The organism is Kribbella sp. CA-294648 (assembly GCF_050943845.1).
Classification (GTDB): Bacteria; Actinomycetota; Actinomycetes; order Propionibacteriales; family Kribbellaceae; genus Kribbella.
Window position 1 is genome coordinate 3,658,230 of record NZ_CP191981.1, and the last position, 18,558, is coordinate 3,676,787.

At 68.1% G+C, this 18,558-nt stretch carries 18 protein-coding genes; 9 read left to right on the forward strand and 9 right to left on the reverse strand.

Features of this window, described 5'->3' with window-relative positions:
- Positions 1 to 36: 36 nt before the first annotated feature.
- Together ACQPYM_RS17420 and ACQPYM_RS17425 are read right to left on the reverse strand one after the other, a co-directional pair.
- Positions 37 to 1,344: a phytoene desaturase family protein gene (locus tag ACQPYM_RS17420; protein WP_433021865.1), complete on the reverse strand. Its 1,308-nt coding sequence runs from the start codon at positions 1,342 to 1,344 to the stop codon at positions 37 to 39.
- Positions 1,344 to 1,955 carry a DUF4126 domain-containing protein gene (locus tag ACQPYM_RS17425; RefSeq protein ID WP_433021867.1) on the reverse strand — a complete coding sequence of 204 codons (612 nt, stop codon included), beginning with the start codon at positions 1,953 to 1,955 and terminating at the stop codon, positions 1,344 to 1,346. Before ACQPYM_RS17425 ends, ACQPYM_RS17420 begins: the two co-directional genes overlap by 1 nt.
- Positions 1,956 to 2,093: 138 nt before the next feature.
- Here ACQPYM_RS17425 and ACQPYM_RS17430 point away from each other — a divergent pair, with 138 nt between their 5' ends.
- Positions 2,094 to 4,025 carry an N-acetylmuramoyl-L-alanine amidase gene (locus tag ACQPYM_RS17430; RefSeq protein ID WP_433021869.1) on the forward strand — a complete coding sequence of 644 codons (1,932 nt, stop codon included), beginning with the start codon at positions 2,094 to 2,096 and terminating at the stop codon, positions 4,023 to 4,025.
- A 64-nt stretch (positions 4,026 to 4,089) separates the two neighbouring features.
- On the opposite strand, the gene ACQPYM_RS17435 is transcribed toward ACQPYM_RS17430, so the two are convergent.
- From ACQPYM_RS17435 to ACQPYM_RS17450, 4 genes are all read right to left on the reverse strand, one after another.
- The gene (locus tag ACQPYM_RS17435) at positions 4,090 to 4,374 is read right to left on the reverse strand and encodes a DUF1905 domain-containing protein (protein WP_433021871.1); all 285 of its coding nucleotides are present in this window, start codon (positions 4,372 to 4,374) and stop codon (positions 4,090 to 4,092) included.
- 102 nt (positions 4,375 to 4,476) lie between these two features.
- Entirely contained in the window at positions 4,477 to 4,947 is a 471-nt protein-coding gene (locus ACQPYM_RS17440) for a YbaK/EbsC family protein (protein WP_433021873.1), read from the reverse strand.
- Positions 4,948 to 4,957: 10 nt separating this feature from the next.
- The gene (locus ACQPYM_RS17445) at positions 4,958 to 5,815 is read right to left on the reverse strand and encodes a DUF4037 domain-containing protein (protein WP_433023313.1); all 858 of its coding nucleotides are present in this window, start codon (positions 5,813 to 5,815) and stop codon (positions 4,958 to 4,960) included.
- A 223-nt stretch (positions 5,816 to 6,038) separates the two neighbouring features.
- Positions 6,039 to 6,656: a DM13 domain-containing protein gene (locus tag ACQPYM_RS17450; RefSeq protein WP_433021875.1), complete on the reverse strand. Its 618-nt coding sequence runs from the start codon at positions 6,654 to 6,656 to the stop codon at positions 6,039 to 6,041.
- Between the two features lie 268 nt (positions 6,657 to 6,924).
- Between ACQPYM_RS17450 and ACQPYM_RS17455 the strand changes: the two genes are divergently transcribed.
- The 5 genes from ACQPYM_RS17455 to ACQPYM_RS17475 all read left to right on the forward strand — a co-directional run bounded on the left by ACQPYM_RS17455 (position 6,925) and on the right by ACQPYM_RS17475 (position 11,102).
- Complete coding sequence (locus ACQPYM_RS17455) at positions 6,925 to 7,365, forward strand: DUF6504 family protein (RefSeq protein WP_433021877.1); 441 nt, start codon at positions 6,925 to 6,927, stop codon at positions 7,363 to 7,365.
- Positions 7,362 to 7,835, forward strand: coding sequence for an SAV_6107 family HEPN domain-containing protein (locus ACQPYM_RS17460; protein WP_433021879.1), 474 nt, complete (start codon positions 7,362 to 7,364; stop codon positions 7,833 to 7,835). Before ACQPYM_RS17455 ends, ACQPYM_RS17460 begins: the two co-directional genes overlap by 4 nt.
- A gap of 1,011 nt (positions 7,836 to 8,846) precedes the next feature.
- Complete coding sequence (locus ACQPYM_RS17465) at positions 8,847 to 9,638, forward strand: aminoglycoside phosphotransferase family protein (RefSeq protein ID WP_433021881.1); 792 nt, start codon at positions 8,847 to 8,849, stop codon at positions 9,636 to 9,638.
- An 81-nt stretch (positions 9,639 to 9,719) separates the two neighbouring features.
- Positions 9,720 to 10,466 carry a methyltransferase domain-containing protein gene (locus ACQPYM_RS17470; RefSeq protein WP_433021883.1) on the forward strand — a complete coding sequence of 249 codons (747 nt, stop codon included), beginning with the start codon at positions 9,720 to 9,722 and terminating at the stop codon, positions 10,464 to 10,466.
- Positions 10,467 to 10,634: 168 nt separating this feature from the next.
- The gene (locus ACQPYM_RS17475) at positions 10,635 to 11,102 is read left to right on the forward strand and encodes a DUF3040 domain-containing protein (RefSeq protein WP_433023315.1); all 468 of its coding nucleotides are present in this window, start codon (positions 10,635 to 10,637) and stop codon (positions 11,100 to 11,102) included.
- A 232-nt stretch (positions 11,103 to 11,334) separates the two neighbouring features.
- Here the strand turns inward: ACQPYM_RS17475 and ACQPYM_RS17480 are convergent, their stop codons facing one another.
- The 3 genes from ACQPYM_RS17480 to ACQPYM_RS17490 are packed head-to-tail and all read right to left on the reverse strand — an operon-like array spanning position 11,335 to position 15,926.
- On the reverse strand, positions 11,335 to 13,701 hold the full coding sequence (locus ACQPYM_RS17480; RefSeq protein ID WP_433021885.1) for a transglutaminaseTgpA domain-containing protein: 2,367 nt from the start codon (positions 13,699 to 13,701) through the stop codon (positions 11,335 to 11,337).
- Positions 13,698 to 14,984, reverse strand: coding sequence for a DUF58 domain-containing protein (locus tag ACQPYM_RS17485; RefSeq protein ID WP_433021887.1), 1,287 nt, complete (start codon positions 14,982 to 14,984; stop codon positions 13,698 to 13,700). Before ACQPYM_RS17485 ends, ACQPYM_RS17480 begins: the two co-directional genes overlap by 4 nt.
- A 3-nt stretch (positions 14,985 to 14,987) precedes the next feature.
- Positions 14,988 to 15,926: an AAA family ATPase gene (locus ACQPYM_RS17490; protein WP_433023317.1), complete on the reverse strand. Its 939-nt coding sequence runs from the start codon at positions 15,924 to 15,926 to the stop codon at positions 14,988 to 14,990.
- A 320-nt stretch (positions 15,927 to 16,246) separates the two neighbouring features.
- On the opposite strand from ACQPYM_RS17490, the gene mraZ reads away from it, so the two are divergent.
- From mraZ to ACQPYM_RS17505, 3 genes are all read left to right on the forward strand, one after another.
- The gene (gene mraZ / locus ACQPYM_RS17495; protein ID WP_433021889.1) at positions 16,247 to 16,678 is read left to right on the forward strand and encodes a division/cell wall cluster transcriptional repressor MraZ; all 432 of its coding nucleotides are present in this window, start codon (positions 16,247 to 16,249) and stop codon (positions 16,676 to 16,678) included.
- A 294-nt stretch (positions 16,679 to 16,972) separates the two neighbouring features.
- Positions 16,973 to 17,953, forward strand: coding sequence for a 16S rRNA (cytosine(1402)-N(4))-methyltransferase RsmH (rsmH, locus tag ACQPYM_RS17500; RefSeq protein WP_433021891.1), 981 nt, complete (start codon positions 16,973 to 16,975; stop codon positions 17,951 to 17,953).
- The gene (locus tag ACQPYM_RS17505; protein ID WP_433021893.1) at positions 17,953 to 18,555 is read left to right on the forward strand and encodes a hypothetical protein; all 603 of its coding nucleotides are present in this window, start codon (positions 17,953 to 17,955) and stop codon (positions 18,553 to 18,555) included. Before rsmH ends, ACQPYM_RS17505 begins: the two co-directional genes overlap by 1 nt.
- Positions 18,556 to 18,558 lie beyond the last annotated feature (3 nt).

Here is an 18,558-nt window from a genome sequence, read left to right on the forward strand (position 1 = left end):
CGGAACACATGAACGATCAATCGTAGTGCGCCGCGTTCAAGCCTTGCCGACGGCGTCCGCCACGATCGCCGCGCCGAGCGTGGTAGCCGGTACGCCGACGCCGGGGTGGGCGCCCGCGCCGACGCAGTACAGGCCCTTGACCGGGGAGATGTTCCCGGCTCGGCGCTTGGCGGTCTTGTAGCCCTCCCAGGCCACTCCTGCCCACCAGGAGGGCGAGGTCTGCCGGGAAACGACCTTGTCCCGGATGTGGAGTCCGCGGGCCACCAGGAGGTCCAGTACGTCGTCTGTGGGGTAGCCGTGGACGAGTACCGACCACGCCTGGTGCCCGGCCGGTGCCTGGCCGCCAGTGCGAACCACCACCGTCGGGCTGCCGTGCAGGACGGTCTCGAAGGGCAGGGACGGGACTGGCTCCCGTAGGCCGAGGTGGACGACGTACGCCGCCTGGGCCTGGTGAGTGGAGAGCACCTGGCGCCGGACCTTCTTGGCCTTCGCGTCGTCGACCAGCTGCCCGTAGAGGTCCCGTGGATCGATGTCACTGACCACGACGTCGGCCGGCAACGTCTTGCCGTCGGCCAGCCTGACCCCTGTCACCTGGCCGTGGTCGGTGTCGACTCCTACCACCTCTGTGCCGGTGTGGACGTCGATCCGGCGCTCGCTCGCCCGCTGCGCCAGGGCATCGGCCAGTACTCCGAATCCGCCGTCGATGGTCCAGCGGCCGAACGTGCGCTCCAGGTAGGACCACACCCCGACATAGCCGGGGGTGAGCTTCGGGTCGGAGCCGTGCTGGATGGCGTAGTACCGCAGTACGGCGCGGGCGCGTTCGTCGTCGAGGCTGCGCTGTGCCGTGCGCTCGAGCGACTGCCAAGGCTTGAGGCTGCGGATGGCGGTCAGCGGCAGCTTGTCCAGCAGTGGCGGCTCCAGCGAAGCCTTGCGGAGGATCTGCCAGGTCTCGCCGTACTTGTCGACCAGTGCGGTCCACTGCTGCGCCGTCTTGTCGCTGGCCAGGTTGGTCCAGGCCTCTACCTGGCCGGCGCGATCCGCGATCGGCAGGTCGAGCACCGAGCCGTCACCGAACAGGTGGCGTCTCGGCTCGGTGACCGGCTCCAGCTGGGCCAGGCTCTCGATCGGTCGGCCGCTCTTGCGAAACAGGTCGCGCAGGGCGGCCGGCAGCGTAGTACTGGCTGCTCCTGCGTCCCAGGAGAATCCGTCGGCCTCTACCCGGCCCAGGGCGCCGCCCAGGCGGTTGTCCTTCTCGCAGATGGTGACCTGGTGGCCGAGCTTGGCCAGCCGTACGGCGGTGGCGAGACCGGCTAGGCCGGCCCCGATGACGATCACGCGGGCCATCAGACTGCACTGCTCCCCGTTGCTGGATTGCTTCGTTTCTCGCGCCAGGCCCGGAATCTGGCCAGTCCCCGGCGGATCGCGCGGAACGCGAAGAACACGGCGACGAAGCCGAGCAGCAGGAGGACGGCGGCGATGATCAGGGCGGCGGTCGGGTGGAACGCCGCGAGCGTGACGACACCGGCGACGGCCACGTCCTCACCGGACGAGGCGGCGATGTTGGTGACCGGCTCCGGTGAGGTGTTGATCGCCAGCCGCAGGCTGGATTTCACCAGGTGCGAGAGCAGCGCGACCACGCCGCCGGTGGTGGCGATCACCGCCTGGTTCAGGGTGCTGGCCTCGCCGGCGAGCAGGGCGGCGATGATCGCGCCGACGGTCGGCCGGATCACTGTGGAGATCGTGTCCCAGGCCGAGTCGATGTAGGGGATCTTGTCGGCGACGAACTCGAACGCGAACAGGACGCCGGCGGCAATCAGTACGCCGTTGCTGGTCAGCGCGGTGGGAATGTCGTCGACATCCGCGAACCGGCCCAGCAGGCCGAGGATCAGCACGCAGGCGTAGGCGTTGATGCCACTGGCCCAGCCAGTCGTGAAAGCCAACGGCAACGCTTCCATGACCCCTCACTTGTTGTCAGAATCGAACACGCGGCCGCCAAATTTGGTTAACCGTTGACATCGCGTCCTCCGCGACCCAGAGTGAACGGGTTGCCGGTCCGCGTGACCGTCGTCCCCTCAGGTCAGGGAGAACTGAACATGCGTCGTCGTCCGAAGATTCTCGCCGCACTCGCAGCGGTAGCGCTGCCCATCAGCATGACCGGCGTGTCGTCTCTTGGTCCACCCGCGGCGACCGCCGCCAGCCCAGGACCGGTGGCCGCCTCGGCGGCGGAGGCGTTCCGTGCCGCGTCAGCGAAGTACGGCGTACCGGAGTCCGTGCTGATGGCTGTCTCCTATGCGGAGAGCCGTTGGGACGACCATCAGGGCAAGTCGAGTACGTCGGGCGGCTTCGGGCCGATGCACCTCACCGCGGTGTCTCCCGGCAGGACGGTGGACCGGTCGACCGGCCCGAAGCTGGCCAAGGCCGATTCGCTGCTGACGCTGTACAAGGCGGCTGAGCTGACCGGGATCGATCCGGTTGCATTGCGCAACGACACTGCGGCCAACATCGAGGGAGGCGCCGCACTGCTGGCGTCGTACCAGCGCTCGATGGACCTGCCTGTCGGCGCTTCTACCTCTCCTGCTGAGTGGTACGGCGCAGTGAGCATCTACGCGGGTGCAGCAGATCGCACTAGCGCCGCTGCCTTCGCAGACGACGTCTACGCGATCCTCGCCCGCGGCGCTGCCCGTACTACGAACACTGGTCAGCAGTTGGTCATGCCAGCGGTCAAGGTGACGCCGGACAAGGCTCAGCTGGCCAAGACGGCGCTGCCGGCAGGTCCGGCGCGCATGACAGCCGACGGTGCTGCGCAGTGCCCGGCTGACCTCGCTTGTGAGTGGCTGCCGGCGCCGTACCAACTCAATGGCACCGACGGCGACTACGGCAACCACGACAAGGCGAACCGGCCCAAGACCGGCAAGATCGACTACATCATCATTCACGACACCGAGGGCGGCTGGCAGGGCACGCTCAACATGGTGCAGGACCCGACGTACGTGTCCTGGCAGTACACGATGCGCTCGTCCGACGGGTACACCTGGCAGCACGTGAACTGGAACGACGTCGCCTGGCACGCCGGCAACTGGTACGTGAACATGCACAGCATCGGGATCGAGCACGAGGGCTTCGCCGCCCAGGGCGCGACCTGGTACACGGAGGCGCTCTACCGCAACTCGGCCAAGCTGGTGAAGTACCTGGCGAAGAAGAACAACATCCCGCTCGACCGGGCGCACATCATCGGCCACGACCAGGTCCCGGGCACCCTGCCGTCGACGGTCCGGGGCATGCACTGGGATCCCGGACCGTACTGGGACTGGGAGCACTACTTCGACCTGCTGGGCGCGCCGATCTACGGGCACAAGGTGTTCCCGGTGAAGCCGGGGTCGGTCGTGACGGTGAAGCCGGGGTTCGCCGACAACCAGCAGGTGTTGGTCGGCTGCACCACCGCCGGGGTGCAGTGCACGCCGCAGGGCACCAACTTCGTCTACCTGCGCCAGGCGCCGGACGACGCTGCTCCACTGGTCAAGGACATCGGGCTCCGGCCGAACGGGGCCGACAGCACCACACAGGTCTCGGACATCGGAGCGCGGGCGGCTGCTGGTTCGGAGTACGTGGTGGCTGAGCGCTCGGGCGACTGGGTGGCGATCTGGTATCTGGGTGCCAAGGCCTGGTTCAAGAGTCCTGCTAGTGCGCCGGACGCCTTTGCCAAGCCGGGACTTGTGGTGAAGCCGAAGGCCGGGAAGACGTCGGTGCCGGTCTACGGGCGGGCCTACCCGGAGCAGGCCGCCTACCCGGCTGGGATTCCGTACCAGCCCGTGACGCCGCTGCAGTACTCGATCGGCGAGGGGCAGGCCTACCCGGTGGGTGATGCCAGCATCGAGACCGACTACTACCGCGCCACGACCTTCGACGGCCAGCCACCGACGGACCACGTGCAGGTGCTGGGCAATGACCGCTACTACCAGATCTGGTTCGGCCACCGGATGGCCTACGTCCGCGCAGCCGACGTAGATCTGAAGCTCGCCCGCTGATTGTTGGTTACTGATGGAGCCGCCCGGCAGGTCTGCTGGGCGGCTTCCATCGCTTTGGCTGGGGTCAGGTGTGCCGCTGGGTGAGGTGCACCTTGACCTCTTCGCCGGCCTGGCTTTTGCCGATCTGCTTGCAGATGGCGACGCGCAGCGGCATCCAGTGCGGGCCGTCGCCCGAAGGCATCAGTGTCGCGTCGAACGGGTGCCCGTCGATCGTCCCGCTCACCTTCACCGCTCGTCGCGTCCCCAGCACCTCGGCCGAATCCGGCACGGTGATGAACGTGGCGAATGCTCCGTCCTTCTCCACTGCCGCGACGAACGCGTGATCGAGCGGTCCTTGTTCCTTGGCCATCTCCCGGCTCCCATCCGTCCGTTGCCGGGCCGTCGTGGCCCGGTCGACAGATGAGACTCCCGCCGGCGGCCGGAATCATCGCTCCGGCGCCGCTTTGGTTTGTCAGTTGACGGTGATCGGCGTGCCGTCGGTCAGCCTGAGGAGCTCGGAGTACGTGGTCGGGAAGACGGAATGCGGAATGCCGGCAGCAGCCCAGACTTCGGCGTACTGGTCGAGGCTGGTGTCGACCAGTGTGCGCACCGGACGCGGGTGGCCGACCGGGGCGACGCCGCCGATCGCCTGTCCGGTGTGCTCCTTCACGAAGTCCGGTGTCGCCCGGCGCAGCTTGCCGATGCCGAGCTCCGCGGCGACCTTGGCCGTGTCCACGCGATGGGCACCTGAGGTGAGGATCAGGACGGGGGAGCCGTCGCCGTCGAAGATCAGGCTGTTGGCGATCGCTCCGACCTCGCAGCCGAGTTCGGCTGCCGCGGCGGCAGCCGTCGGTACCGCGTCGTCGAGGATCTTGATCTCCCCGGTGGCACCGGCCGCCGCGAGGGCGTCCGCCACCAGTTGAACGTTGGGATGAGTGCTCACGGGCGAAATCCTATTTCTCGTAGATGCTGATCAGCTTGCGATACACAGCCGGATTGCTGAGTACGTCGGTGTTGTCGGCGAACTGGTCGATCGCACCGACGAGCCTTCGAAGGTCCCGGACCTGCGGGTCCTTCACAGCCGCCAGACACGCCGCAACGAACCGCCCGGCGCCCAGCACCATCGCGGGCCGATCGAAGTACTGACGCGCCGCCGGATCGACCGGCTCGGTCAGCTTCAACCCGTTGTGCCGCACCGCAAGCTTCTCGTACGCCGTCGTCAGCGCCCGCTCCCGATCGGCCAAGGTGTCCGCGGCAAGGGCCTCCTCGAGATCGCGATCCAGACCATCCGGATGACCGAGGCGCGCGAACGCAGTACCGAGCCACTTCGTGTAGGGCGCGTAGGTGCGGTCCATCAGCAACGCGAGCCTCATCAGATCGCGCGTCAACCGGGCCGCGACCATCCGCGAACCGAGCTCGTCGCCGACCTCCGAGGCCCGCTGGACAAAGGCCTCCTCCTGAGCGATCCGGGACCACTGACAACCCAGAATCCAGAGCCAGAGGTCGTCGGGATACCAGCGGAGCGCATCACGGACCACCTGCAGACGGCCGTCATCGGCGTACACGGCACCGGCCACCACTCCGAGCAACTTCTGCTGCGGCGTCACCAACCAGTCGTGGAGACTCAGATGCCGCCCGTTGCGCACCCCAAGCTCCTCCTCGAGCCACGCATCAACGGTGGTCACAGTGATGTGGTGCACCGGCTCCTGAGCGTCCCAACCGAACCGCACGGCGTACCCCCGGTACTCCGACGGCAGGCCACTGTCGATCGCCCTCGTGACCCGATCAACCTCGTGCGCGTCCACAAACACATGCAACCGAGGTCCCCACCCGTGGTCCGTCGAACGGGAGGTGTCATAGCCGAGAACGTCCGAACCCCACCCCAACAGTCCAGCCGCGTAAGGCCTTGCTCCTAGCAACGGCCGGACGACCTCGTCATGAAAGGCGGCCCCAAGCTCCCGCCCCGAAACGAAGTGAGGAGTCATGGAGCCGACCTTAGTTCCGGCTGCGGGTTGGCTCCATCCTGTTTTCGGCTCAGGCCGGCGCCAGCTCCGCGGCGCCGAAGGAGACGTTGAAGCGGTCGCACCAGATCGAGACGCTGTGGAGCGCGGTCAGGTCGGCGTCAGGCGGGATGACGTAGTTCTGGTTGCCCGCGTTGCCTTTGAGCTTGCCGAGATTGACGTACTTGCCGTCGTCGAAGACGTGCCAGCCGGCTTTGCCAGGGACGACCTTGGCGTCGGTGAGCCAGACCTTCAGGTCGGGGCCGTCCGAGGTGTCCAGGCCTTCCAGGCGCAGTACCCGGGAGCCGTTGGGGAGCTTGAGAATCGAAGCGCTGCCGCTTGTGTCGTGTTCGTGGCTGATGAAGCGACCGGTGGATACCCGCTGGGGCGCGGTGGGCGGGGCCGGCGGCGAGGTCGTTGTGGGCGGGGTCGCCGGGGGAGTGGCCGGGGTCTTGCGGCGGTCGTCAGAAATTGTCGGTGGCGCCGACGAGGATGTGGTCATGGAGATCGGATCGGCGCCCGGGAGCGCTTCGTCGACCACCTTGCCGGTGAAGAGCCGCCAAGGCTGGAAGAGCGGCAGCGCGACGGCCGCGACCACTGCGGCGACTGCCACCGTGACGACGGCCAGGGTGCGGCGGCGGGTTCTCGGCATCGATCGTCTCCAGTCCTTCGGTCGGCCGGTCCGGCCGCTGGGTTCAGTCTGGCCGACCGGGTGCGCGCCGCGCGTGCTTCGGCGCTTACGGCCCGTTGACGTTTGTCGGCGGGCAGGGTTACGCTTTCAGTGTTCGAACAGATGTTCGATTGCCGCAGTGCCGGACTCGTCGGGAGGCCGGTCGGCGGTGATCGGAGCAACTGAAGGACTCCGGTGCGGAGTTGCGGCCGCATCGGAAACCGGTGGTCCCGGTGGGCCGGGCGCCGAGGTGGACCTCGACCCCCACCTCGCGTCCACCCACCGGGCCGCTGACCAGGGGAAGAAGTTCGCGCACAGGAGGCGATGCAGCATGTGGGAGTTCGACGAAGCCGTTGAGGTGCGTTCAGGCGTCGTGGACGGCATCGAGGCTCCAGAGCAGTTCCTGTGGCGTGGGCGGCTGTGGAGGGTCTGTTCGATCGAAGCCCAGTGGGTGGAGACGGCGGCCTGGTGGGAGCGCGGCGTGATCGGCTCAGGTGTCGGAGCCGCGGCCGCGACCGCCGTCGCGGGATCATCCGCGGCCGTCGGTGTGTTGGACGCGGATTGGGGGCCGCAACGGGCGGTCTACCGCGTGGAGGCAGGGTGCGGCCGGCACGGCCGGCGGGAGATGTTCGATCTCGCGCACGACCCGGACTCCGGACGTTGGCAACTCGAGAGGGTGACGGACCGATGACAGTTTCACCGGTTTCACCGGCGGCCGCGGGATCGGCCAGCCGCGATCTTTCCCGGGCCCGTACTGCGCTCGCCGAGGCCCGCGAGGCGGACGACCACCTGATCCGGTACTCGAGCGCCCACGTGGCCGCGCTCCGGGTTGCCGCGGCGGTGCTCGCCGTCCGCGCTCGCCCGGTGCGCTCCGGCCCTCGCCGCCGCGTCCAGCGCAACGCCTGGGTGTTGCTGTCCGAGGTGGCGCCCGAGTTCGGTGAGTGGGCCTCCTTCTTCGCAGCCGGCGCCGCGCAACGCGCAGCTGCCGAAGCGGGCCTGGAGCGAGCCGTCACAACCCGCGAAGCCGACGACCTGATCCGAGCCGCCGAGACCTTCTACGAACTGGTCGAATCCAGCCTGAACCTCACCACCCAACCCGTACTCCCCGCGTCGTCCGACCCCCAATCAGTCCTAGCCCAACCCTGGATGCAGGCCAGCTAACCGCCCCGCACCCCCCAAACGCAGCGCCCGCAGGCCCCCCGTTCCTGCGGGCGTTTGCACGTCCAGCTCGTCGAGAACCCGGGTAGTCGCCAAGCTCCACGGGCCCGGCCAGCGCACCGACGTCGTCCCTTGCGGCAGCAGCCTCGTCGAGCCCGAGCTGGCGAACATCCCGTCGGCCACGCCTTTGATGCGACGTGCAGGCACGACCCTTCACCTCGCATCAAAAGCTGACTGTGCCGCCTTCTCGAAGCGACTAACGCGACGAGGCCAGCCAGCCCCGGTACGGCGTACTACGCCTGGGCCTGCTGGGTCGGCCGGCGGGAGTCAGCTCCGGGTGCGGCGTACGCGCTCGGTGCCTGCTTGGCCGGCCCACGGCGGCCAGCCCGGTAGGGCGTACTTCGCCTGGCGCCTGCTCAGACGGCGTGCTGGCTGGATCAGTGCCTCCGACGCCTCGTGTCGCCGCGGCATCTTGTGCAGCAGCCCGCCTTGGGGGCGTCTCGTCCACTTGCAGAGTTGGGTTGGTGCCTGCCTTCCGCTTGCCTGGTTTGGCAGGTGGCTGCGGGGGACGATGAGCAGGTCTGCACTCGCCTTGGCGTCTTCACCTCCGGTTAGGTGTGAATCTCCGATCCGTTGTAGATGCCGCCTGCGTTCGACGGCTTGGCATCGCGCTCGGCTGGAGGTGTTGGAGGGGCTGGGTTCAGCTGACCAAGCATTCGAGCTTGTGGCGGTGGTGACCTGGGTTGGCCAGAGGCGGCGATCGAGCAGGAGGTTGCCCGGCCGTGCGGATTTGAAGTGGGGTGGGCGGAAAACGGGTGTTTGGGTTGGTGGGGTGGGCCTAGGGTCTGGTGGGTGACTGGGAGGGTGCCGATTCGGGGGGATGTGGTTCGGCGGTGGTTGGGGTGGGAGGGGGAGTTTGTTGGGGTGGGCGAGCGGGTGGCGTTGGAGGGTGGGCGGACGGCGCCGGTTGTTGAGCGGGTTTGTGTGCGGTTCAGGGTGGCGGGGTCTGGTGGGGTGGACGAGTTCGACGTGGTGGCCAAGCGGGCTACGGCGGGCGAGGTTGCGGCGCTGGAGTGTTTGGGGGTTGTGGATCCGGTGTTTCCTCGGTTGATTGATTCGGGCTTGGACGAGGACGGGCATTGGATCGTCGTACCGTTTGAGCCGGGTGAGCCGATCGGGTGGACGGTTGAGCCGCCGAGGGCTGTGTATGCGGCTCTTGCTCGGGTTCATCTGCGGCATCTGGGGCGCACTGACGAGCTTCCAACAGAGCTTCCGCGGGTTGACGACGAGTTTCTTCGGATGACGTTCACGGAGTTCGCGCCGAGTGGCATTCGCCGTGCCGCGAGGGAGGCACCTCATCCGGTGCAGGATCGTGCGCTTGAGTTGCTCGCCAGATTTGCAGTTGACGAACGGCTGCGCGCCGGCCTCGATGTCCTGCCGGCAACGCTTCTCCACGGTGATGTGCATGGGGACAACGTCATCGCGCCAGCTTCAGAGGTGGCTTCTGGCGGGTCGGTGCGGTTGATCGACTGGGGGAGCGCTCGTGTTGGGCCGGCCATGCTCGATGTGATGTTGGCAGCAGGGCCGGCTGGCGTAGCAGCGTACGGGGAGGCGTGGACTTCGGCGAGCGGTACGCCGATGGATGCCTGGGAGTTGGCGACTGGTCAGGCTTGGGCGACCGCTGTGAGCAACGCGATGTTCGTCGGTGCGGTTGCTGAGCGCTCCGCGGAAACGGCCACTCTCATGCTTGACGAGGCAGAGACCGCCATCGACTGCCTCGGCAGGCAACTGTCTCGCCGTCGCTGAACGGCAGTGGTGGTGAGGTGGGCCGGCGCTCGGCAAGTAGGGTGTGGCTCGGATGGTGTCGTAGTCGAGGAGGGCTTCAGGATGGTCGACCGACGTCGGCGCTCGGTGCGAACGGCGCTGGTCGCCGAGGCTCTGCGAGTGGCACTTGCGGGCAGGGCGCGTATCGATCCCGGGGCAGGTCTGGACATCGTCGACCTCGGCGGCGGTACCGGTGGATTTGCTGTACCGCTGGCGGTTGAGGGACACCGCGTCACCGTGGTCGACCCCAGCGCCGACGCACTCGCGTCGCTCGAGCGGCGGGCCGCCGACGAGGGGGTGAGCAAGCTCGTCCGTGGGGTACAGGGCGACGCGGCCGAGCTCTCGCAGGTTGCGGGCGAGTCGAGCGCCGACGCGGTTCTCTGCCACGGCGTGCTCGAGGTCGTCGACGATCCCATGCAGGCGCTGCACGCGATGGGATCCGTACTGCGCGATGGCGGCGTGCTCAGCCTTTTGGTTGCCCAGCGCAACGCTGTGGTGCTGGCCCGGGCGCTGGCCGGCCATCTCACCGAGGCGCGGGTGGCGCTCCAGGACCCGGACGGTCGATGGGGTCCGAGCGACCCGATGCCGCGCCGGTTCGACGAGGCGGGGATCATCGCGCAGCTCGCCGAGGCGGGCTTCATGGTGCACACGGTGCACGGGGTCCGCACCTTCGCCGACCTGGTGCCGGCAGCATTCGTCGACTCCGAACCGGGCGCGCCCGAAGCCCTGGGCGAACTGGAACGAGCCGCCAGCCAACACCCAGCCTTCCGCGCGCTCGCTCCCCAACTCCACATCCTCGCCACCCGCTAGCACCCCGAACCCCGGCGACACCCCGTGTAACCGTGCGAAGGTGCACGGTTACTGATGGTGTCCGCTGGCTTGTTTGAGGCGGGGTAGGGGTGAGGGAAACTGAGGGTTCTGGGGTGGAGTTGTGGGACCGTGACGCGCGGGACAGGCGGTCAGGGTTTCGTGGACCGCATGGTCGGCCTAGACTGGACTCGGCCTATCGAGATCGCGCTCACCATGGAGGGATCGACGGTGCCCCTCTCGGAAGAAGAGCAGCGCCAGTTCGAGCAGCTCGAACGCGCCCTCGCTGCGGAAGACCCGAAGTTTGTTTCCGCCATGCGAGGGACCAATGTGCGCTTGTACTACAAGCGCCGGGCAGTTCTTGCCGGCGTTGGATTTGTGCTGGGCATCGTTGTACTGATGACCGGCGCGATCATCCCCAACACCATCATCGGAGTGATCGGCTTCGTCGTGATGGTCGCCTGCCTGTACATCGCTGCGCTGAGCATGAAGCGGATCAGCAACGCGAGCGACGGCGACGACCTACCGCCGCCTCCACCGCCGCAGTCCAAGCGGCACCGGACCAGGCACGACTCGTCCGGCAGCTTCATGGAGCGGATGGAAGACCGCTGGCGCCGTCGACGCGACGAAGACCTCTGAGCGCCTGCTAGCAGTACCTCCGAACCACACCCGCGCACCGCGCCGGGTGTGGTTCTGCATTGCCCCGTACTACGAACCCGCCCCGCCGCTGTCGGCTGCCCCGCAGCTGAAAGCAGACGCCCTCCTGCAGCTGTCGGCCGGATGGAACGTGGTTGTGGCTCAATGCAGCAGTCGGCTGGAGGCGAGGTGCCTTCAGCCGACTGGTGTGTGCTGGGAGAGCTGTGGACGGTGCCTAGCCGGCGTGGCGGCCTGCTCGGCGGGGGAGGAGGGCTGAGCGGAGGCGGGCCAGGAGGAGGTCGAACTCGTCCAGGAGGTCGGAGGCCTCGGAGCTGCCCCGGTTGAGGTACCAGCGCCAGGACGGTGGCAGCAGCCGTGCCCGCCAGCGGCGGACGAAGCGCGCGTCAGCCCACAAGGCCTTGCGAACCGCCTCGGTCTCGAGGCGGAGATCGGGGAAGGTGTCGTCCTGGCCGGCGTACCGGATGGCTTCGACTCCGCGAGCCAGGCGCAGCGCGGCCGGCTGGGTTTCGGCCGGGACGTTGGTGACCAGCCAGTCGCCGAGTTGGCGTGGTGTGGAGATCTCCGACCACTCCAGCCCGAGGTCGCGGGTCGTGTCGCGGACTTCTGCCCACAGTCCTTCGACTCCGAGGCGGCTGGGCGGCCGGCTGAACCGGCGGCGCCTGGTGAGGACCCTGACCAGCCAGGGAACGCAGAGCAGCAGGATTGCGGCCAGCGTCAGGCCGATCACCTTGCCGCCGCCGTTGGTGAACCAGTTCCCGCCGCCGGTTGCCGCAATGCCGGTCTCGTCGGGAAGGTTGCGGCCCTGGTTGGGCTTGGGGGCCTCGGTCTCGGCGGTCGCGCCCGGCGTCGTGGGTGCCGTGGTCGGCGCGGTGGTCGGGCTGGTCGGGCCGACGTTGAGCGGGTTCGTCCAGTTCGGCGCGCTCGCGACCCGGGCCGACGGGGTCGGCTCGAACCGGACCCAGCCGACGCCTTCGAAGTACAGCTCCGGCCAGGCGTGCATGTCGTGCATCCTGACGACGTACTCGTTGTCCTTGACCGGCTGCCCGGGCAGGAAGCCGATGCCGACCCGCGACGGGATGTCGAGGATGCGGGCCATCAAGGCCATTCCGGTCGCGAACTGCTCGCAGTACCCGGTCTTGTTCTCGAGCAGGAATTCGGTCAGCGCGCGCATACCGCTCGCGCTGTCCCTCTCGGTGCTGTAGGTGAACTGGCCGGACCGGAACCAGTTCTGCAGCATGGCAGCCTGCTGGTACCGGTTGCCCTTCGCGTCGGCGGTGACCTGCTGGGCCAGCTTGACCAGCCGATCGTCGCGGAGCCGGGGGAGCTGGCTGGTGATCTGGTCGGGGTCACCGCCACTGACGCTGTCGTTCAGCTCCTGCGCGGTCGGCTGCAGGTCGTACCAGGACAGGTTGTAGTCCTGGCCACCGATGGTCTGGCCGTTCGTGGAGACGATGTCCAGCGCGGTGGCGTCGTACCGCCAGTTCTTCTTCAGCGAGATCGAGCGGACCGGGTACGGCACCGGCGCGTACGGCGACCGGAAGTTGCGGCTGACGTCGATCTTGAGCTTGTGCTGCGGCACCTTGCTGAGGTCGCCCTGGTAGCCGGGCGGTGCGCTCAGTACGTCGTCGCCGATCCGCTGGCCCTCGGTCCTGGGTGACATCTGCCAGGTGTTGCCGTCGAAGAGATCCAGTGCGGTCAGGCGCAGATAGACCCCGCCTGTCGGGCCGCCGGTGTAGGTCAGTGCGGTGACGTTGTCGCCCCGCTTCAGGTTCTTGCCCATGTCCAGCATCGGGCTGCCCGCCGAGATGACGGCGCCGCCGCCCGAACCGCTGCCACCGCCGGCCAGCCCGTTGCCGATGACGCCTTCCGGCAGTGAGGGGATCAGCGCCGGCAGGAGCGCGGCCAGCGCGACTACGCTCAGGCCTATTCGTCGTCCGGCCTGGCCGAGCGCAGATGCCTCGATCGGCTCGGCGGCGTCGAGGTGCGAGACCCCGGAGATGCGGCGGCCCCAACGGCTGAGTCTGGTGCGCCCCTCCGCTGACAGCAGCACGATGTAGCCGACGGCCGGCGGTACGAAGAGCAGAGCCGGCAGACCACCGTGCACGGTCGCAGCAGGCACCGTGTACATCGTCAGGAGCAGCAGACCGGCCCACGCAGCCTGCCTGATCTGTACTGCGACCAGATGGATCAGCAACCCCGCAGCGGCGATCACCGACGCTGCGAACAACGTCAGGTGCGACTCAGGCGGCAGCGGCGCGCTGTACCGGTTGATGGAGTCCATCGCGTCGACCATCTGGCTGTTGAAGGCCAGCGCAGTCTCCCGCCACGGCACGACGCCGTACCGCAGGGTGTCACGCAGGAAGAACAACGAGATGAGCTCAACCAGCACCACGAGCTGCACAACCGGCACGACCACACGCGGCGCCCGCCAGTTCTGCAACAGGACCCCGACCCCCGTCACCGCCGCACACAGGAAGGCACTGATGAACAGAAAAGGCCCAGAGAACACCGGCGTAAGCACCAGCGCCCCCAGCACAGTGGCCACCCAAGCGGCGATCGAGATTCTGACGTGGCCGGTCATGCGATCCTTCCGCTCCGTAGTCCTAGGGTGGACCACACGGTCGGGAGATGGTCTCCTCGTTGGACTCTGGCTACTCGCCAGCCGTTGCGGCGTAGTTGGTTTTCGGTGGCGTCTGTGGCGGTGGTGAGGCGGGCTGCCTTCTCGGTGCCCTCCGCGCCCACAGACCAGCTTGCCCCATCGAGCAAGAGCGCCACCCCGGTCGCCTGGCTGGTCCGCCAGCGGTTCAGCGCGGTGATGTCGTCAGTACTGCACGCGCCGAGGATCGCGACGACCAGGCTCGGCTCCTGGATGTGCCGGTCGACAGTGAGCAGCGGACCGATCTCGGCGTACTTGTGCTCCTCCACCGTCGCGCACTCGGTCAGCAACTGCTGAGCACTGAGTGGCTGATGCACAGCCGTCGAACTGCGGTGGCTGATCGCCGACAGAGTGGTCGGGCCGCCCAGCAAGGTCGTGACGTACCCGCGTCGGATCCGGTCGGTACCAACCGAGGCAGCCGCGCTCACCGCCCACTCCAGGCTGGACGAAGGACCATGCCCGTGGTGCGACGTGGTGCGGGCGTCCAGGAAGATCGCGCACCGGCTCTGCCAGGGCTGCTCCTCCCGGCGAACCATCAGCGAGCCGCGGCGCGCGGTCGACCGCCAGTGCACCCGGCGCAGGTCGTCGCCGTCGCGGTACTCGCGAACAGTCGCGTCCTCTTCACCCGCGGACGCGATCGCCCGCGGCCGGTTCTCACCGGAACCCGCGCGATCAGCACCAAGCCGTACTTCGGGCAGCTGGTACACCCGTGGCGTCACCAGCAAGTGCTGACTCCGGGTGAACGTCCTGCTCGTCTCGACCAGCCCGAACGGGTCCGCCACCGTGAGCATCAGCGGCCCGACCTGGAACAGTCCCCGGACGTCGGACTTCACCGGGTAGGTGACGGTCCGCTTCCAGTTCGGGCTGACCCGGTCGACCACGAAACGTGGCCGGTGTCCCAAGACATAAGGAATGCGGTCTTCGAGCAGCAACAGGCCGGCCGGCATCCGGCCCTGGTTGGACAGCGTCAGCTCCACCGTCGACGGAGTCCCGACCGGGACCTGGTCCGGAGCCAGGCTGCGCCGTACCTGCAGGCGCAGCCGGGTCCGGCCGACGACGAGTGCTGCCACGAGCGGCAAGGCCACCAGCAGGATGCCGACGCGCAGCAGGTCCTTCTGGCCGAGCAGTAGCGCACACAGAGAAGCAGTGATCCCGGCTGCGACGAACGCCCGCCCTCGGGTGGTCAGTCCGCGCAGTGCCTGCCGCATGTCTCAGTCCCGACGAGCACGGGGCAGCGGCACGGAGGCCACGAGCCCGGAGATGATGTCGGCCGCACCACGCCCACCGAGGTGGGCTTCGGCGGCAGGCAGTACCCGGTGAGCAAGGACTGGTACGGCGAGCTCCTGGAGGTCGTCCGGCAGGACGAACTCGCGCGAGTCCAGCGCGGCGGCGGCCCGGGCAGCCCGGACCAGGTGCAGCGTGGCGCGAGGGCTCGCACCCAGGCGCAGCTCCTGCGACCGCCTGGTCGCCCCGACGAGCGCGACGGCGTACTCCTTGACGGACTCCGACACGTGCACGGAGTGCACCGTCTTCACCAGCCGGAGGATCTGCTGCCCGTCGGTGACCGGCTGCAGATTGGCCAGCGGCTCGGCAGCGGCGTGCCCGTCCAGCATCCGCAGCTCGGCGGCCGGCTCCGGGTAGCCCATCGACAGCCGGGCCATGAAGCGGTCGCGCTGCGCCTCGGGAAGGGGATAGGTCCCTTCCATCTCGATCGGGTTCTGCGTCGCGATCACCATGAACGGTGCCTCGAGCTGGTACGTCGTGGTGTCGACGGTGACCTGGCGCTCCTCCATCGACTCCAGCAGCGCGGCCTGCGTCTTCGGCGAGGCGCGGTTGATCTCGTCACCGACGACGATGTTCGCGAACACCGCGCCGGGCTTGAACTCGAAGTCGCGGACCTCCTGGTTGAACACCGACACGCCGGTGATGTCCGACGGCAGCAGGTCGGGCGTGAACTGGATCCGGCGCACGGTGCAGTCGATCGACCGAGCCAGCGCCTTGGCCAGCATCGTCTTGCCGACGCCCGGTACGTCCTCGATCAGCAGATGTCCCTCGGCGAGCAGCACGGTGATGGCTACTTCGACGACATCGGGTTTGCCTTCGATCACAGTCTCGATGGCTCGGCGGACCCGTCCCGCCACCTCCGTCAGCTCGTCGAAATCCATGGCCGAGCTGGTCGCGGTGGTGCTCACCCTGAGTCCTCCCCATTGGTTGATGGCCGACTCATTCTGACCCGGCGCGGGGGTCGGGCCTAGATCTACGCGCTTTTCGTTACCAGGCGTTTCGGCGTTCATGAAAAAGCCCCTCACCCGTTGTTGCCGGTTCGTGACCTCCAGCGTACGGGGGAGCGAAACGGGGCGAATCTGGTTGACGGTGGGGCAAAGTGGAGTAAGGTGGAGCGCAGTGGTACTGAAATGGTGGACAACAAGCTCGACCTGAGACGGAGAGTCCGCAACGGGGAGGTGGAGCGATGTTCCTCGGAACTCACTTCCCCAAGCTCGACGACAAAGGACGGCTGTTCCTGCCGGCGAAGTTCCGCGACGAACTGGCTGACGGTCTGGTGATCACGCGTGGGCAGGAGCGGTCGCTGTCCGTGTGGCCCGAAGCCGAGTTCGTACAACTGACCGAGCAGTTGAAGCAGGCCCCGATCACCAACAAAGGTGCCCGGGACTACCTGCGGATGCTGTTCGCCGGTGCCTCGAACGAGGTGCCGGACAAGCAGGGCCGGGTCACCATCCCGCCGATGCTGCGCGATTACGCAGGACTGGATCGCGACTGTGTCGTCATCGGGGCGATGAACAGGGTGGAGATCTGGAACACGGAGAACTGGAACACGTACTCCGCGGCGCAGGAGCAGGCATTCGCCGACCTGTCCGAGGAGGTACTGCCCGGCATCTTCTGAGCAGCCCCGCGATGGCGCCGGACGTCCGGTGAGATCACGGGTCCGACTTCCGAGCTCGCGTGTTGGCGTCACTTCCCCGGCGCCAAGACGACAGCTACTTCCCCGGAAGGCGAACCCGCGATCTGACCGGACGAACTCGCTCCCTGTCCTCCACGGAGGCAGTCCTCCACCTGGAGGAGTCGCAGCGGCTCACCCCTACCCGACACCACCGCCCCGGCAGGACCAGAACAGCAGACGCAGTTCACAGAGAACCCGCGGGGGCAGGGTCGCTCCCGCGGCGATGGAAGGGTCGAGATGGACGGTGCTGAGCGCGGAGCGGAGGGACGTCACGTCCCGGTGATGCTCGATCGCGTCGTCGCCCTGCTCGCCCCCTCCCTCCAGCACAGCGGCGCCGTCCTCGTCGACGCCACCCTCGGCCTGGGCGGACACGCCGAAGCCTTCCTGCAGCGTTTCCCCGACATCCGGCTGATCGGGCTGGACCGGGATCCCGAGGCGCTGCGGCTGACCGGCGCGCGGCTGGCCCCGTACGCCGAGCGCACCACGCTGGTGCACGCCGTGTACGACGAGCTGCCGCGCGTACTCGGCGACCTCGGCGTCCCCGCGATCGACGGCATCCTCTTCGACCTCGGCGTCTCCTCGATGCAGCTGGACGAGGCCGACCGTGGCTTCGCCTACTCCCAGGACGCGCCGCTGGACATGCGGATGGACAGCACCGCGCCGACCACGGCCGCCGACATCCTGAACACCTACAGCGCGGCCGACCTGGCCCGGATCCTGTTCCAGTACGGCGAGGAGAAGTTCTCCCGCCGGATCGCGGACCGGATCGTGAAGGCCCGGGAGACCGAGCCGTTCACGAACAGTGCGCGGCTGTCCGAGCTGGTCCGCGACGCGATCCCGCAGGCGGCCCGGCGGACCGGGGGGCACCCGGCCAAGCGGACCTTCCAGGCACTGCGGATCGAGGTCAACGGCGAGCTGGAGGTACTGCGGCGCGCCCTGCCCGCCGCGGTCGCGTCGCTCGCGCTGCACGGCCGGATCGTGGTGATGAGCTACCAGTCGCTCGAGGACCGGATCGCCAAGCAAACGCTTGCGGCTGCTGCCAAGAGCGATGTACCGGACGACCTGCCGGTGATCCCGGCGGGTCATGAACCGTATCTGAAGCTGCTCACGCGAGGAGCCGAGAAACCGACCGATGAAGAGGTCGCGCAGAACCCACGGGCCGCCTCGGCCCGGGTCCGCGCGGCAGAGCGCGTTCGCGAGAAGGGATTGGTGGCCTGATGAGCACAGTGTTCAGCCCGTCGAAGGCACGGGTCACCCCCGCGCAGCCGGTGGCCAGGTCGGAGCCGAAGCTCCGGGTCGTCTACGGAGCGCCGTTCCGCCCGCCGCGGATGCCGTTCGTGCTGTTCGTGGTGGCGCTGCTGGCGGCCGGCCTGGTCGGCCTGCTGCTGCTCAACACCGAGCTGCAGCGCGGCACGTTCCAGGTGACCAGCCTCAACACGCAGGCGGATCAGCTGCGCGACCAGCAGGAGCAGCTGGAGCGACAGGTCCGCACGCTGGAGTCGCCGCAGAATCTGGCGGAGCGCGCGTACAAGATGGGCATGGTGCCGAACCCGAACCCGGTGTTCCTGCAGCTGTCCGACGGCAAGGTGCTCGGCGTACCCGCCGAGGGTAAGGCGGGGACGGGCGCGGCGCTGTTCGGTGCTCCGGCGGCGAAGCCCAAGCCGGTCGTCAAGCCACCGGCCGCCACCATCAAGCCACCGGTGACAGCCACCAAGCCTCCGGTGACCGCCAACAAACCTGCCACCAACAAGCCGACCACCAACAAGCCGGCCACGACCAACAAGCCTGCGACTGGGGCGACCACAACGACCGGGGGATGATCG